Source organism: Pseudomonas sp. NPDC088890 (genome assembly GCF_044900155.1).
Lineage (GTDB): Bacteria > Pseudomonadota > Gammaproteobacteria > Pseudomonadales > Pseudomonadaceae > Aquipseudomonas > Aquipseudomonas urmiensis.
Genome location: NZ_JBJDNG010000004.1, coordinates 463116 through 478843 on the forward strand (window position 1 = coordinate 463116; position 15728 = coordinate 478843).

12 protein-coding genes are annotated in these 15728 nt (G+C 61.0%); 4 read left to right on the top strand and 8 right to left on the bottom strand.

Annotated features, from left to right (window positions below):
- Positions 1-36: 36 nt before the first annotated feature.
- The 5 genes from ACI2JX_RS12310 to ACI2JX_RS12330 form a co-directional block, all read right to left on the bottom strand.
- Entirely contained in the window at positions 37-738 is a 702-nt protein-coding gene (locus ACI2JX_RS12310; protein ID WP_186557584.1) for an ABC transporter ATP-binding protein, read from the bottom strand.
- Positions 739-1506, bottom strand: coding sequence for a high-affinity branched-chain amino acid ABC transporter ATP-binding protein LivG (gene livG / locus ACI2JX_RS12315; RefSeq protein ID WP_264236374.1), 768 nt, complete (start codon positions 1504-1506; stop codon positions 739-741). It abuts the gene before it with no gap.
- Complete coding sequence (locus tag ACI2JX_RS12320) at positions 1503-2759, bottom strand: high-affinity branched-chain amino acid ABC transporter permease LivM (RefSeq protein WP_186557586.1); 1257 nt, start codon at positions 2757-2759, stop codon at positions 1503-1505. The genes livG and ACI2JX_RS12320 overlap by 4 nt, the downstream gene beginning before the upstream one ends.
- Entirely contained in the window at positions 2756-3679 is a 924-nt protein-coding gene (gene livH / locus ACI2JX_RS12325) for a high-affinity branched-chain amino acid ABC transporter permease LivH (protein ID WP_186557587.1), read from the bottom strand. Before livH ends, ACI2JX_RS12320 begins: the two co-directional genes overlap by 4 nt.
- Positions 3680-3866: 187 nt before the next feature.
- Positions 3867-4982 carry a branched-chain amino acid ABC transporter substrate-binding protein gene (locus ACI2JX_RS12330; RefSeq protein ID WP_186557588.1) on the bottom strand — a complete coding sequence of 372 codons (1116 nt, stop codon included), beginning with the start codon at positions 4980-4982 and terminating at the stop codon, positions 3867-3869.
- Between the two features lie 360 nt (positions 4983-5342).
- Between ACI2JX_RS12330 and ACI2JX_RS12335 the strand changes: the two genes are divergently transcribed.
- Positions 5343-5648 (top strand): DUF2288 domain-containing protein, encoded by a 306-nt coding sequence (locus ACI2JX_RS12335; RefSeq protein WP_404690163.1) that lies wholly within the window; start codon positions 5343-5345, stop codon positions 5646-5648.
- A gap of 258 nt (positions 5649-5906) precedes the next feature.
- Here ACI2JX_RS12335 and ACI2JX_RS12340 read toward each other — a convergent pair whose 3' ends face one another.
- Positions 5907-8024, bottom strand: coding sequence for a hypothetical protein (locus ACI2JX_RS12340; RefSeq protein WP_404690177.1), 2118 nt, complete (start codon positions 8022-8024; stop codon positions 5907-5909).
- A gap of 254 nt (positions 8025-8278) precedes the next feature.
- Between ACI2JX_RS12340 and ACI2JX_RS12345 the strand changes: the two genes are divergently transcribed.
- The gene (locus ACI2JX_RS12345) at positions 8279-9166 is read left to right on the top strand and encodes an NAD(P)-dependent oxidoreductase (protein ID WP_404690164.1); all 888 of its coding nucleotides are present in this window, start codon (positions 8279-8281) and stop codon (positions 9164-9166) included.
- On the opposite strand, the gene ACI2JX_RS12350 is transcribed toward ACI2JX_RS12345, so the two are convergent.
- Together ACI2JX_RS12350 and rapA are read right to left on the bottom strand one after the other, a co-directional pair.
- Positions 9066-11330, bottom strand: coding sequence for a putative bifunctional diguanylate cyclase/phosphodiesterase (locus ACI2JX_RS12350; RefSeq protein ID WP_404690165.1), 2265 nt, complete (start codon positions 11328-11330; stop codon positions 9066-9068). The genes ACI2JX_RS12345 and ACI2JX_RS12350 overlap by 101 nt on opposite strands.
- A 276-nt stretch (positions 11331-11606) precedes the next feature.
- Positions 11607-14453 carry an RNA polymerase-associated protein RapA gene (rapA, locus tag ACI2JX_RS12355; RefSeq protein ID WP_264236379.1) on the bottom strand — a complete coding sequence of 949 codons (2847 nt, stop codon included), beginning with the start codon at positions 14451-14453 and terminating at the stop codon, positions 11607-11609.
- A 123-nt stretch (positions 14454-14576) separates the two neighbouring features.
- Between rapA and ACI2JX_RS12360 the strand changes: the two genes are divergently transcribed.
- Both ACI2JX_RS12360 and ACI2JX_RS12365 read left to right on the top strand, forming a co-directional pair.
- Positions 14577-15275, top strand: coding sequence for a M949_RS01915 family surface polysaccharide biosynthesis protein (locus tag ACI2JX_RS12360; RefSeq protein WP_404690166.1), 699 nt, complete (start codon positions 14577-14579; stop codon positions 15273-15275).
- Positions 15276-15385: 110 nt separating this feature from the next.
- Complete coding sequence (locus ACI2JX_RS12365; protein WP_186557595.1) at positions 15386-15712, top strand: aspartate-semialdehyde dehydrogenase; 327 nt, start codon at positions 15386-15388, stop codon at positions 15710-15712.
- Positions 15713-15728: the final 16 nt, after the last annotated feature.

The following is a 15728-nucleotide window of genomic DNA, read 5'->3' on the forward strand; positions in this document are numbered from 1 at the left end:
AAAGGGCCCGTAGGCCCTTTCTGTGTGCAATGTCGATCAACCACCCAGATAGGCGTCACGTACCTTTGGATCACTCAACAATGCTTCACCGGTGCCCTGCATCACCACTCGGCCGTTTTCCAGAACATAGGCACGGTCAGCGATCTTCAACGCCTGGTTGGCGTTCTGCTCGACCAGGAACACCGTCACGCCATCACGACGCAGCTGTTCGATGATGTCGAAGATCTGCTGGATGATGATCGGCGCCAGGCCCAGCGACGGTTCATCGAGCAGCAGCAGCTTGGGTTTGCTCATCAACGCCCGGCCGATGGCGAGCATCTGCTGTTCGCCGCCGGACATGGTGCCGCCGCGCTGGATGTAGCGCTCCTTCAGACGTGGGAACAACTCCAGGACCTTGTCCAGCTGCTCCTGGTAGTCGCCCTTGTTGGTGAAGAAGCCGCCCATGGCCAGGTTCTCCTCGACCGTCAGGCGAGCGAACACCCGGCGGCCTTCGGGGACCACGGCGATGCTCTTGCGCATGATGTGCGAGGAAGGCTGGCCAACCAGCTCTTCGCCCAGGTACTTGATGCTGCCGCTATGGGCCTGGGGCGAGCCGCACAGGGTCATCAGCAAGGTCGACTTACCGGCACCGTTGGCGCCGATCAAGGTGACGATTTCGCCCTGGTTGATCTCGACGTTGACGCTGTGCAGTGCCTGGATCTTGCCGTAGAAGGTGGAAACGTTTTCGAACTTGAGCATTTACGCTTCCCCCAGGTAGGCCTTGATCACTTCAGGATTGTCGCGGATCTGCTCCGGCGTGCCGTCGGCCAGGGGCGTACCCTGGTTGATCACCACGATATGGTCGGAGATGCTCATCACCAGCTTCATGTCGTGCTCGATCAGCAGCACGGTCACGTTGTGGGATTCGCGCAGATAGCCGATCAGTGCCTTGAGGTCTTCGGTTTCCTTGGGGTTCAACCCAGCGGCTGGTTCGTCGAGCATGATGATCCGCGGTTGGGTCATCATGCAGCGGGCGATCTCCAGGCGCCGCTGCTGGCCGTAGGCCAGGGTGCCGGCGGTACGGTTGGCGAACTCGGTCAGGTTGACCTTCTCCAGCCAGTACTGCGCGCGCTCCATGGCCTCACGCTCGCTGCGACGGAAGCTTGGAGTCTTGAACAGGCCTGCGAAGAAGTTGGTGTTCAAGTGCCGGTGCTGGGCAATCAGCAGGTTTTCCAGCGCGGTCATTTCCTTGAACAAACGCACGTTCTGGAACGTGCGCACCACGCCCCTGCGGGCGATCTGGTGGCCGGCCAGGCCCTGGATCGGCTGGCCGTCGAGCAGGATGGTGCCGCCGCTTGGCTTGTAGAAGCCGGTCAGGCAGTTGAACACCGTGGTCTTGCCGGCGCCGTTCGGGCCGATCAGCGCTACCACCTGTTTTTCCTTGACGGTCAGGGCCACGCCGTTGACCGCCAACAAGCCGCCGAAGCGCATGCTCAGGCCGCTGACTTGCAGAATTTCGCGGCTCATCGACGCAGCTCCAAATGTGGACGTTGCATAGGTAGCAAGCCTTGCGGACGCCAGATCATCATCAACACCATCAGCGCACCGAACATCAGCATCCGGTACTCGCTGAACTCACGCATCAGCTCCGGCAGCAGGATCATCACGATGGCCGCAAGGATCACGCCCAACTGAGAGCCCATGCCGCCGAGCACGACGATGGCGAGGATGATCGCCGACTCGATGAAGGTGAACGACTCCGGCGTCACCAACCCTTGCCGTGCAGCGAAGAAGCTACCGGCGAAACCGGCGAAGCAGGCACCCAGGGTGAACGCCGAGAGCTTGATCACGGTGGGGTTCAGGCCCAATGCGCGGCAGGCGATTTCGTCTTCACGCAAGGCTTCCCAGGCGCGGCCAATCGGCATGCGCAGCAGGCGGTTGATGACGAACAGCGCCAACAGGGCCAACAGCAGCGCTACCAGGTAAAGGAAGATGACCTTGTTGATCGAGTTGTAAGGCAGGCCGAAGAACTCGTGGAAGGTTTGCATCCCCTCGGCTGCACGCCGCTCGAAGGTCAAGCCGAAGAACGTCGGCTTCTCGATGTTGCTGATGCCGTTGGGGCCGCCGGTCAGATCGGTGAGGTTACGCAGGAACAGGCGGATGATCTCACCGAAACCGAGGGTCACGATCGCCAGGTAGTCACCGCGCAGACGCAATACCGGGAAGCCCAGCAGGAAGCCGAAGGTGGCTGCCATCAGGCCGGCGATTGGCAGGCAGATCCAGAAGCTCAACCCGTAGTAGTGCGACAGCATCGCGTAGCTGTAGGCGCCGACGGCGTAGAAGCCGACGTAGCCCAGGTCGAGCAGGCCAGCCAGTCCGACCACGATGTTCAGGCCCAGGCCCAGCATCACGTAGATCAAGATCAGCGTGGCAATGTCGACCGCGCCGCGTGAGCCGAAGAACGGCCACACCAGCGCCACTACGATCAGGCCGAGGATGATCCAGCGCTGGGTCTTGGGCAGGGTGAGGAAGTTGCTCACTGCCGGTGAGATCAGCTTGCGGTCCGAGCCTCTGGAGGTGACGGCGCTCCATTGCTTGTCAAACAGCACCCGCAGGAACATCAGCACCGAACACACGGCGATCACCGTGAGGGTGAACGGCCCCTGGCTGTGCACGATCAGGTTGATGCCGTCGATGCTCAGCTTCAGGCCCAGCACCGGGAAGGCCACGGCCCACACCAGCAAGGCGCTGAAAAACGCCTGTTTGAGATTTTTGTTCATACTTTTTCAACCTCCGGACGGCCCAGGATGCCGGTCGGCCGGAACAACAGCACCAGAACCAATAGACCGAACGCCACCACATCCTTGTATTGGTCGCCGAAGATGTCGGCGCCGAAGGCTTCGGCCACGCCCAGCACCAGCCCGCCGAGCATGGCGCCCGGAATGCTGCCGATGCCGCCCAATACCGCCGCGGTGAAGGCCTTCAGGCCTACCAGGAAACCGGCGTTGGGGTTGATCACGCCGTATTGCATGCTCAGCAATACAGCCGCCACCGCCGCCAACGCGGCACCGATGACGAAGGTCAGGGCAATGATGTTGTTGGTGTTGATGCCCAGCAGGTTGGCCATCTTGATGTCTTCGGCACAGGCGCGGCAGGCGCGGCCCAGGCGAGAACGGGAGATGAACAGGGTCAGCAGGGTCATGGCCACCAGGGTGACGATGAACACCAGGATCTGCATGTAGGAAATCAGGACTTCCTCCGCGCCACCTGGGCCGAAGGAGATGCTCCCCGGAATCAAGTTAGGGATGGATTTGTCCTTGGAGTCCTGCGAAAGCAGCACGGTGTTCTGCAGGAAAATCGACATGCCGATAGCGGAAATCAGCGGGATCAGACGGTTGCTGTTACGCAGGGGGCGATAGGCAACCCGTTCGATGCTGTAGCCATAGGCACTGGTAACGAAGATCGTCGCGACGAACGCCACGGTCATCAGGATCGGCAGCGAGTCGATGCCCATCATGGCCAGCCCGGCAAGGGCGATGAAGGCCACATAGGAACCGATCATGTACACCTCGCCGTGGGCGAAGTTGATCATGCCAATGATGCCGTACACCATCGTGTAACCGATGGCGATCAAAGCGTAGGTGCTGCCGATGGTCAATCCATTAACCAGTTGTTGGAAGAAATGGTAGATCTCAGGCATTACAGCGCTCCTAAAAACCTGATTTGCATTTCACTGGCAGGGGGTAGGCCAGGAAACCGCGAGTGACGGTTTTAAGATTTTCAGGTGAACCGGCCCCCGGATCGCGGGAATCAGGTCCATGAACCTCGTAAAACAAAGCCCACTGCTCGCACAGTGGGCTCGTTAGCTCAGCTATTTAGTCACGCAGTTACTGAGGGGAGACTTCGGTCTTCGGTTTGCCGAAGTGCCATTCGTAGACCACGAATTTGAAGTCTTTCAGGTCGCCATTCTTGTCATACGACAGATCGCCAGTCGGAGTCTTGAAGGTACCGGCGTGGATGGCCTCTGCTACCTTGTCGGTGTCTTCGGACTTGGCTGCCTTGATGCCTTCGGCGATCAGCTCGACAGCCGAGTAGGCTGGGAACACGAATGGACCGCTTGGGTCTTTGCCGTCAGCCTTGATCGCATCGGCGATGGCTTTGTTGGCAGGATCCTGGTCGAAGGACTTCGGCAGGGTGACCAGCAGGCCTTCGGAAGCGCCTTGGGCAATCTGCGAGATGGAGTCGTTGCCGACGCCTTCTGGGCCCATGAACTTGGCTTTCAGGCCTTTTTCCTGGGCTTGGCGCAGGATCAGGCCCAGCTCTGGGTGGTAGCCGCCGTAGTAGACGAAGTCGACGTTGGCTTGCTTGAGTTTCTGGATGATCGAGGAGAAGTCCTTGTCGCCAGCGTTCAGGCCTTCGAACACGGCAACCTTGGTGCCTTTACCTTCCAGAGTGGTCTTGACCGCAGTGGCGATGCCTTCGCCGTATTGCTGTTTGTCGTGCAGAACAGCAACGACCTTCGGCTTGACGTGGTCGGCGATGTAGTTGCCGGCCGCTGGGCCTTGAGCGCTGTCCAGGCCGATGGTGCGGAAGATCAGCTTGTAACCACGGGAAGTGATTTCCGGGCTGGTGGCGGCGGGGGTGATCATGATCACGCCTTCATCTTCATAGATGTCGGACGCAGGCTGGGTGGAGCTGGAGCACAGGTGGCCGATCACGAACTTGACGCCATCGTTGACCACTTTGTTGGCGACTGCCACGGCCTGTTTCGGGTCGCACGCGTCGTCGTATTCCTTGGCTTCAAGCATTTTGCCATCGACGCCGCCCTTGGCGTTGATGTCCTTGATAGCCTGTTTGGCGCCGATGAACTGCATGTCGCCGTACTGGGTCACAGGACCCGTCTTAGGACCGGCGATACCGATCTTGATGGTGTCGGCGGCAAACGAATGGCTGGCTACCCCGGCCAGAACCATTGCGGCGAACAGCTTGGAAATCTTGATCATAGTGCTCCACTCATTCTGTTGTAATTCTTATAGTCCTGGCGGCCAGGGCTACAGACCGGGCGGGATTTGCGGCATGGCCATGCCAGACGCAAGCCCACCTTCCCCCGGAACATGTCCCGGAACTGTACCGGTACAGTGTAGAGCGCTGTCCAAGCGCTTGAAAAGCGGCTGAAAAGCGCCAATTTGCCGAGGTGTCGCTTGATCGACACAAAGATACAGAAAAGCGCCATCACTTTGCCTGCATCACCAGCCCCACCCCACAAGTTCGGGACCAATCGACCAATTTACGTATTTGAAACCGGGTTTTTCTGCAAAAATGCCGACCTTTTTCATTGGCCGATTTTTTGCCGGTAGGAACCCATGACAGATCAAACAAGCACCCTCTATGCCAAATTGCTCGGCGAGACTGCAATCATCGAGTGGAAGGCGTTGGAACGATTCTGGGCCAAGGGTGACCTGATTTGGGTCGCGCCTGAGTTGGACCTGATCGCCGTTGCCGAGGCGATGGCCGAGAATCGCAGCGAGATCTTCGCCAAGTGGCGTAGTGATGGCACTGTCGGAGCGTTGTCGGCAGACCAGGCGCTTGACCTGCAAAGCCGCGATCCAGAGATCTGGGCGGTGGTGGTTTCGCCGTTCGTAGTGATGCAAGAGAAGAAAGCGCAGTAATGTCGCGCTTTTTTGGTGCGTGGAAATGCGCAGGCGCATCAAATGAGTGCGTGTTGACGCGCACGTAAGGTGGAAGTTGGTAACAGTGCCGGGTTGATTCGGCGCAGCGGTAACAGTTTACGGAATGCGTAATGGGGCCGCAGAGCGGCCCTTCGCGGGCAAGCCCGCTCCCACAGTCATCGCGTCGCGCTCACCTGCAGCGCTGTACCTGGGGAGCTGGCGACAGCCTGCGATGGGCCGCGCAGCGGCCCCAGTGCCTCAGTAGTCGACGCGCCCGGTGTGATTATTGAGCGAGATGACCCGGGTCTTACCGATCCGGTGGCGGAAGATCTCGCGCAGGTACTTCACCGCCTTCTTCACGCACTCGCGCGACAAGCGAATGTCGTTGATCGAGACAAACCGGCTCTTGTCGTTGATCAGTTCGCGGTATTTCTTCTCATACATCGGCTTGATCGCATACCAGTTGGTATCGAGGATCTTCGCCGGGTTCTCGAACTCATTGAGTAACTCGTCAATGCGCTCTTCCTCGAAGTGCTCGCTGGTGATGAATTCCAGGATCGCGTTGTCCAGGGTATCGTCGAAACGGTACGGGTTACGCGCGAAGCAGCGTTTGATGAACGCCACGATCAAGGTCAGGAAGTCGTCCGACAGGCACGGGCTTTTGGCGATCAAGGTGGTCAGCGACAGGTTGGCCGAGGCGCCGATCACCAGCGCATAACGCTTTAGGGTGGTGTTGGGGAACAGGCTGTTGAGGTGGGTCTTGAGCCGGTTCAGGTCCATGTACGATAGCTTGTAGTCCTTGGGCAGCGAGACGATCGATACCACCGACGAGCAGTTCTTGAAGAAGTGCAGGTCATGCAATGCCGCCGGGTCGAAGCCTGAAGCCTGGTACTGCTCCAGCGCCGCGCGATAACGGCGCGACTCGATCGGCAGCAGGCTGATGCCTTCGATGGCCTGGGTCTGCTTGTTGAAGTGTGGCAGGTCGATGGAGCGGAAGAACAGATCATCGATGTCCAGGCGCGGTGCTTCGCGCTCGAATACCTTGAACTTGTCCGATCCCTGCGCCGGGATCTCCGGCACCACCGATTCGGCATAGGCAATCGCCACCGGGCCGGCCAGGCTCATGAACAGGTCATTGGCGTCCAGGCGGATGGTTTCGCCAATGTCGATGCCGGCGCGGCGGAAGTAGTTCTGATCGTAATCGGTGGTCACCGCCTGGGCGGTGAGGATGTTGAAGATCTGCTGGGAGATGTACTGGTTGGCGTGCTTCTCCATCGCGTTGACGTCGATGTTCTGAATGGTGCCGTCATCGCTTTCTTCGGCGTAGCGCATGATGTCGTTGGAAATCAGCATCATCGCGTTCCACGGGCGGATGCGGCCCATGACGCTGGCTTCGCTGCTGTCTTCGTTGTCGAAGTTATAGGAGAAGTCCCATTCCTCGGAGAGGTATTTGCACAGCAGGCGACCGGCGTTGATGTGCAGCGCCTCGGACATTTCACTGCGATGATCCGAGGCATTGGGCAGCACGCAGATGCCGCTGGTGAAGATCGGTTCGAAGACGAACGAATGCCCGCTCTTGCCGTCGTTCTCGTCGGCAGGCTTGGTGTCGAAGGTCTTGTTCATGTACGAATATTGCTGGGCCAGGCCGAATTCCGACGCCATGCCCGAACCGGTACCGCCACCGGCGCTGAAGATGTAGAAGTACAGCCGCGACTGGTTGGCCTTGATCCCGCAGGAGTCGATCAGGTACGAGTGGATCAATTTCCAGTCGGCGCTGGAGAAGCGCTGGGTGTCTTTGTTGAGGATGATCTTGGCCAGGTACTGACCGAGAATCGGTGCGTTACCGGCGCCACCGGCATGGACCTCGGACAGGTCCATGATCTTCATTTTGCTGTAGTCCCGCAGGAAGCCGCCGCGCTCACCCTTGCGCGAGAAGCGGATGCGTCCGGCGATGTCCTTGTCCAGGTCACCGAGCATCACCAATGGCTCGACCAGAAACACCGGTTTTGCGCCTTTGTTCTGCACCAGGCGCAGGTTCTGGCGAATCCAGCGGGCCGGGCTGTAGCCCGATTCACCTTTGTGGCGATCCTCGTTGTTGAATTCGTTGAGGAAGAAGGTGCGAGCGTTGTAGACCAGCTCCGCCACGTCCAGGGCGATGTTCGAGCCGCAGCGGCCAAGGCCGATCAGGCACACCGAAGGAAACTGCTGCTCCAGGCGCAGCTGGCTTTCGTCCTCGATGTGGCCGTTCTGGGGGAACACCAGGTCGCGCAGGCCATCGAGGTTGTCGAGGATGCGCTGGATATCCTGCTCGGTGAAATACAGGTACTGCTGCGCCGGCACGCTGCGAGTGGGCAGCGGTTCGCGCGCTGCTGTCATCAGCGCGGTGGAGGGGACCGCCGACTCGGGCACCGCATTGGCAGAATTATTAGTAGAGGTCATAGTGCGCCATTTGCCTGGAGTGGTTGGCCCGAAGAGGTGAATATCATCTGGCCATCACGGAGAAGTTCGCGACTGTATCAGTGCGCCATTTACGGGTGCGATAGGGGTTTGCCTTACAGCTTCTAAGGGTTTTTCTTTCGCGATGGCATTACATCGCCCGTTTGTCACCCTTCTTTAATCTGGAGTCGTTCATGAGTACTGCACTGCCTGCGTTAGGATTCGCCGGAATCGGTCTGATGGGCCTGCCGATGTGCCGGCGGTTGTTGGCCGCAGGCTATCGGCTGACGGTATGGAATCGCAGCCCGGATAAATGCGCCGAGCTGGTCGAGGCAGGTGCCCGTCTGGCTACCAGCCCGGCAGATCTATGCCGCGATACCGACATGGTACTGCTGTGCCTGGCGGATACTGCCGTGGTGCGCGATGTGGTATTCGGCGAGCAGGGCGTGGCCCAGGGCGGGCGTAGTGGGCAGCTGCTGGTGGACTTCTCCAGCCTGGAGCCGACCGCCACCCGCGAGATGGCCGCGGAGTTGGCTGCATTGTGTGGCATGGCCTGGCTGGATGCCCCTGTGTCGGGTGGCACTCCGGGGGCGGAGGCGGGGACGCTGGCGATCATGGTGGGCGGTGCGGCCGAGGATTTGGCCAGGGCACGCCCGGTGCTGCTCAACCTCGGCCAGCGAGTGACGCATATGGGCGCCGTTGGCGCAGGGCAGGTGACCAAGGCCTGCAACCAGATGATCGTCGCCTGCAACGCGCTAGTGATCGCCGAGGTGGTTGCACTTGCCGAGCAGTCAGGGGTCGAGGCCGGCCTGATCGCCGAGGCGCTGGCGGGCGGCTTCGCTGACTCCAAGCCTTTGCAGATACTCGCCCCGCAAATGGCCGAGAGCCGCTTCGAACCGATCAAGTGGCATGTGCGCACCTTGCTCAAGGACCTGGATACCGCCGTGAAATTTTCCCGCGAGCAGGGCACGGCAACCCCGCTCAGTGGCCTCGCCGCGCAATTGATGCGTTTGCATGGTAGCCAGGGGTATCTGCAAAAAGATCCGGCGACCCTGGTAGAACTGTATCGACACAAGGACTGAAGTCGCTGTCCTGGCGGTCGAGGCGTTCTAGCACCGGGCGCAGTTCGCCCAGCGGTACCGGGCGGCTGAGCAGGTAGCCTTGCAGGTAGTCGCAGCTGTGGGCGGCGAGGAATTCGTGCTGTTCGACGGTTTCCACGCCCTCGGTCACCACCTGCAGGTGCAGGGTGTGGGCCATCATGATGATCGCCTGGACGATCTCGCGGTCTTTCTGGCTGGAGGGGACGTCCTGGATGAACGAGCGGTCGATCTTCAGCACGTCCAGCGGCAGGCGCTTGAGGTAGGCTAGGGACGAATAACCGGTGCCGAAGTCGTCGATCGACAGCGCCACGCCCTGGGCGCGGATGCGCTTGAGCAGGTTGATGGTGCGATTGATGTCGCCCATCAGGGCATTTTCGGTCACCTCCAGCTCCAATTGCCGTGGCGACAGGCCTGCTTGGAACAGCGCCAGTTCCACCTCGGTGGCCAGCTCTTCGCGGCCCAGGGTCAATGCCGAGCAATTGACCGTCACCTTGAGGCTGGTATAGCCGTGGCGATTGAGCTGGGCCAGGTCTTCACAGGCGCGGCGCAGCACCCACAGGTCAAGGTCGGCGATCAGGCCGTTGGCTTCGGCAATCCCGATGAAGCGATCCGGCCCAAGCAGGCCGTGCTGTGGGTGCTGCCAGCGGACCAAGGCTTCGAGCTTGGCTACCTGGCCGTTGTGCAAATCGAAGATCGGCTGGTAATGCACGCACAGGCCGCGCTCTTCGAGCAGGGCCACGCGCAGTTCCTCTTCCAATTGCAGCTCCAGGGTGGCGCGGGTGCGCAGGCCGCTATTGAAGAAATTCAGGTTATTGCGCCCACAGCCCTTGGATTGATACAGAGCCAGATCGGCGTTTTTCAGCAGCTCCTCGGCGTTGCGGCCATCGTCGGGGAAGATGCTGATGCCAATGCTGGTGGTCATCACCATGCGCCGGCCGCCCAGATCGATCGGGTCTTTCATCCGGTGCATGATGCGCAGCGCTAGCTGGCGTGCTTCATCGCGGTTATTCAGGCTGGTGACGATGCAGAACTCGTCGCCGCCAAAGCGCGCCACCAGGTCCTGGCTGCGGGTGGCGGCCTTGATATGGCTAGCGATGACCTTGAGCAGGTCGTCGCCGGCGGCATGGCCGAGGCTGTCGTTGATGCGTTTGAAGTGATCGATGTCGAGAAACATCACCGCCAGCATGCCGTCGTTGGCGGCCTGCTCGGCCAGGCGCTCGGCAAACACTTGGTTGAAGCCGCGGCGATTGACCAGGTTGGTCAGGGCGTCGTAGTGGGCGGCTTGCTGCAGCGAAACACGGGCTTGATCCAATTGGCTGAGCAGCACGCTGACCCGACGTAGGTCGTGTTCTTTGCTTTGCAATTTCTTGTCGGCGAGGGCGGCACTGATGCTGCTGCCGCTGATAAGCAGGGTGATGACGGCGATGGTCAAGCCCATTTGCAGGCTGTTGTCGGTCGACGGCAGACTCAGGGCGGCGTCAGGGGGGATCACCAGGGTCATGGCAGCCATGCCGGTGAAGTGGGTGACCACGATGCCGGCCGCCATCAGCACGCTGGCGCCATACTTCATGGCCAGATGCAAGGTGCCGCTGCCGTTGCGCAAGTGCCGCGCCATCAACAAGGCCACCAGGCTGGCGGCGATGGCAATACCCAACGAGACCAGCAGCAGGTGGGTCTGGTAGTACTGTTGAGCACTGATTTGCAGGGCGGCCATGCCCACGTAGTGCATCAAGGTGATGCCCAGGCCGATGAAAACGGCGGCTTGAAGATAGTGACGCGGGCGCATTTCACTGCGGTCCAGGCTGTTCATCGCCAGCCAAGAGGCGAGCAGGGCAATCAGCAGGGACAGCCCGGTCATGGGCACGTCGTAGTGGATTTCCAGCGGTGCGCGGAAAGCCAGCATGCTGATGAAATGCATGGCCCAGACCCCACCGGCCAGGCAACAGGCACCCAGGATGCGCCATTGCCGGCGCGCACCGAGGTTTTCGCTGTTGCTTTGCCGTTCGGCCATGTCCAGGGTGGCAAAACACGCCGCACAGACCACCAGATAGGCGAGCGCTACCAGGAACGGTTCGTGACGGCAGTCGAGTACGATCTGTCCCGTAGCCGGCAAATCGGCGAACAATTGCAGTCCCAGCCAGTCCATTGCTTGCCTCTTCGTCGACCCTGCACGCGTCTCCTGAGAAGCGGGATGGAGACTGTTCAGCAAGCAGTATAGGAAGAGGTGCTTAAGCCTTCCTGATTAATGGCATTTTGCTCTCTACCATTTGGTTATTGGCTTAATAGCGGTTAGATCTAATAAGTTGGGGCCGCTTTGCGGCCCATCGCAGGCAAGCCAGCTCCTACAAGATCACGCGGACCTTGTAGGAGCTGGCTTGCCTGCGATGGGCTGCAAAGCAGCCCACTATTTACAACCTTGAATTTAGCCCGCAACCAACACGCGAATCGCTTCCAACCGCAGCGCCGCCTTCTCCAGCATGGCCAAGCCATCAACCCGCTGTTTGCGCAGCGCATCGATCTCACTGTCGCGCACGCTCGGGTTAACCGCTTTGAGCGCGGTCAAACGCGCCAGCTCTTCATCGGCCTCAGCCGCCAGGCGCCGTTGCGCCTCGGCCACGCGCTCGACATGGACCGGCAAGATCTTGGCGTCGGCGCCAGCAATCCGCTGCGCAAGCGCATCGCGCTGCGCCTGGATGAATTTGTTGGCGCTGGCGCGCGGCACGCTTTCCAGCTGGTCGTTGAGGGTTTCGAACGCCACCCGCGCGGCCAGGTCGTTGCCGTTGGCATCGAGCAGGCAGCGCAGCGCTGCCGACGGCAGGTATCGGCCCAGCTGCAAGTTGCGTGGCGCTACCACTTCGCTGACATACAGCAGTTCGAGCAACACGGTGCCCGGCTTGAGCGCTTTGTTCTTGATCAGCGCCACGGCGGTGTTGCCCATAGAGCCGGACAACACCAGGTCCATGCCGCCCTGGACCATTGGGTGTTCCCAGGTAAGGAACTGCATGTCTTCGCGCGACAGTGCCTGGGCGCGGTCGTAGGTGATGGTCACCCCTTCGTCGTCGCCCAGCGGGAAGCTGGCGTCGAGCATCTTTTCGCTCGGCTTGAGGATCAGGGCGTTTTCCGAATGGTCCTCGCTGTCGATACCGAAGGCATCGAACAGGGTTTCCATGTAGATCGGCAGGGCGAACTGGTCGTCCTGTTCGAGAATCGCTTCAACCAGGGCCTGGCCTTCGCCAGCGCCACCCGAATTGAGCTCGAGCAGGCGGTCGCGACCGCTGTGCAGTTCAGCTTCAAGGTTCTCGCGCTCAGTTTTCGCCTCTGCGACCAACTTGTCCCAGGTGCCGGTTTCACCGCTTTCGAGCAGCGGCAACAGGCGTGGGCCGAAGCGATGCTGCAGGGCGCTGCCGGTCGGGCAGGTGGCGAGGAAGGCGTTCAGCGCCAGGTGGTACCACTGGAACAGGCGCTCTTGCGGGCTGTCCTGCAAGTAGGGGATGTGCAGTTCGATGGTGTGCTTCTGGCCAATCCGGTCAAGACGACCAATACGCTGTTCGAGCAGGTCGGGGTGGGCCGGCAGGTCGAACATCACCAAGTGGTGGGCGAACTGGAAGTTACGCCCCTCACTGCCGATTTCCGAGCAGATCAGCACCTGGGCGCCGAACTCTTCGTCAGCGAAGTAGGCTGCAGCGCGGTCGCGCTCAAGAATGCTCATGCCTTCGTGGAACACGGTTGCCGGGATGCCGGAGCGCACGCGCAGCGCGTCTTCCAGGTCCATCGCGGTCTCGGCGTGGGCACAGATCACCAGGACCTTGGTGCGCTTGAGCATCTTCAGGGTATCGATCAGCCAGTCGACCCGTGGGTCGAAGCGCCACCAGCGCTCTTCATCATCGCCCGGGCCCTGGGCCTGGAAGGCCACTTCCGGGTACAGCTCGGCGCGCTCGCCGCTGGGCAGCTCGGCGTATTGCTCGGGATTGGGCAGCGGGTAGGGGTGCAGCTGGCGCTCAGGGAAGCCCTGGACCGCAGCACGGGTGTTACGGAACAGCACCCGGCCGGTGCCGTGGCGGTCGAGCAGCTCACGGATCAGGCGGGCGCTGGCCTCGCTGTCGCCATCGCTGACCGCAGCCAGCAGCGCTTCGCCTTCAGCACCGAGGAAGCCGTGAATAGTGGCGTGGGCCTTGGGCGACAGGCGGCCTTGTTCGAGCAGCTCCTGCACCGCTTCGGCCACCGGGCGATAGTTTTCGCTCTCGGCGCGGAAGGCGGCCAGGTCGTGGAAACGGTTCGGGTCGAGCAGACGCAGACGGGCGAAGTGGCTGTCCTGGCCAAGTTGCTCGGGCGTGGCGGTGAGCAGCAGCACGCCGGGGATGACCTCGGCCAGTTGCTCGACCAGGCCGTATTCAGGGCTGACCTGTTCTTCATGCCAGACCAGGTGGTGCGCTTCGTCGACTACCAGCAAGTCCCAACCGGCGGCGAACAGCGCGTCCTGGGCTTTCTCGTCGTCGACCAGCCACTCCAGCGCGACCAACGCCAACTGAGCGTCTTCGAACGGGTTGCTGGCATCGCTTTCGATGAAGCGCTCGGCATCGAACAGTGCCACCTGCAGGTTGAAACGCCGACGCATTTCCACCAGCCATTGGTGCTGCAGGTTCTCTGGCACCAGGATCAGCACGCGGCTGGCGCGGCCAGTCAGCAGCTGGCGATGGATCACCAGGCCGGCTTCGATGGTCTTGCCCAGGCCGACTTCGTCGGCCAGCAGTACCCGCGGGGCGATCCGGTCGGCCACTTCGCGGGCAATGTGCAACTGGTGGGCGATGGGCTGGGCGCGGCAGCCGCCCAGGCCCCACAGCGACGAGAGCATCTGTTTGCTGTTGTGCTGCAGGGTGTTGTAACGCAGCGAGAACCACGCCAGCGGGTCGATCTGCCCGGCGAACAGTCGGTCGCTGGCCAGGCGGAACTGGATGAAGTTGGACAGCTGGGTCTCAGGCAGGGTACGCGGCTGGTTTTGCCCGTCGAGCCCGTGGTAGACCATCAGGCCGTCGATATCTTCGACTTCGCGAACGGTCAGCTTCCAGCCCTCGAAGTGAGTGATCTGGTCGCCTGGCGAGAAGCGCACGCGGGTCAGCGGCGCATTGCGCAGGGAATACTGACGGGTGTCGCCAGTGGCCGGATAAAGCACGGTCAATAGGCGGCCATCCTGCGCCAGGATGGTACCCAGGCCGAGCTCTGCTTCGCTGTCGCTGATCCAGCGTTGCCCCGGTTGATACTGCTGCGCCATACTGCCTGAACTCCCGCCGATGAAAAGCCGGCTATGTTAACGGATAGACCGGGCAGACCAAAGAATAAAGAGTCTAGCTGTTTCATCGACGAACACCTCAACACCACGAGGGCTCCAAGTCGAATGCTTGCCAAGCAGCGCTGGTTGAACGCCTCCCTGGGCCTGGGCAGCTTGCTGCTACTGGCCGCCTGTGACCAAAACACTTTTCAAACCCTGCCACCGATCCCGGTCGAGCAGCTCGAAGTACTTGGCGTACAGACGCCGATCAAGAGCGTGCACTTTCGTGACCGGGAGGGTGAAGGGCTACTGGTGCTGAGCCGGGTCGACGGCCAGGCCACCGATGCCGAGAGCGAGCAGGAAGTCGACAAGGTGGTGCTCAAGGCCACTCTGTATGCGCGCAGCGCGGACAGCGATGCATTCAGGCCGCGTTGGCAGATCGAGCAAGAGACCACATGTCCGGGGCTGGATCTGGATGTGGATTTCTATAGCGACGTCAGTGATGTCAGCGACCTTGATAAAGATGGCATCGCCGAACTGACCGTGGCCAGCCATGCGTTCTGTGGCGGCGGTATCGAACCCCATGACATCGCCATCGAAATGCGCGAAGGCCAGGCCATCTACAGCATCACCGGACAATCGCAGATTACTCCGGCCGGTGAGGAGCCCATTGGTGGCGAGCGCGAAGACAGCGCCTCGCTCAAGAGCGCCCCACAAGTCGTGCGTGAGCACCTCGATAGCGTCTGGCAACAGGTCTACAAGCGGCCCTGGAGCGAAACCAGCCCGTCGCCTGAGGATGAGCCGGACGACGAGCCAGCCCAGTAAGCCCATCTATACTTGCTGGTGCGCCGCTGTGACGCGCCGCACAATCGCCTGGCTGCACGCTCAAGACAGTTGAAGGCTGGCCGACACAGTAGCGACAGGAGAACTTCCCCATGCTGCCGCCGATCATCCCGCTCAGTGCCGCCCCCGTGACCTCGCAACAGGATCCGGTCAAGCCGACCCCCGATATTCGTCCGGTGGTCCCCGCGCAGCCTGCTTCCGGCGAAAGCGCCATTGACCTCAAGCACAAGCGCGACCCTGACGAACAAGCCCTGCTGCTGCGCGATGAGCAGCGCCGCCAGCAACAACGGCGGCAGAATAACCAGGACGAGCGTTACGAAGCCCTTGCCGGTGAAGAGCTCAACGCCGATAACACGGTACCGGTGGCGCCACTCGGCGAGCGTCCGAGGCAGGGTTTGCTGGTCGATATCGAAGTCTGACTGGTCAACGCCTGCG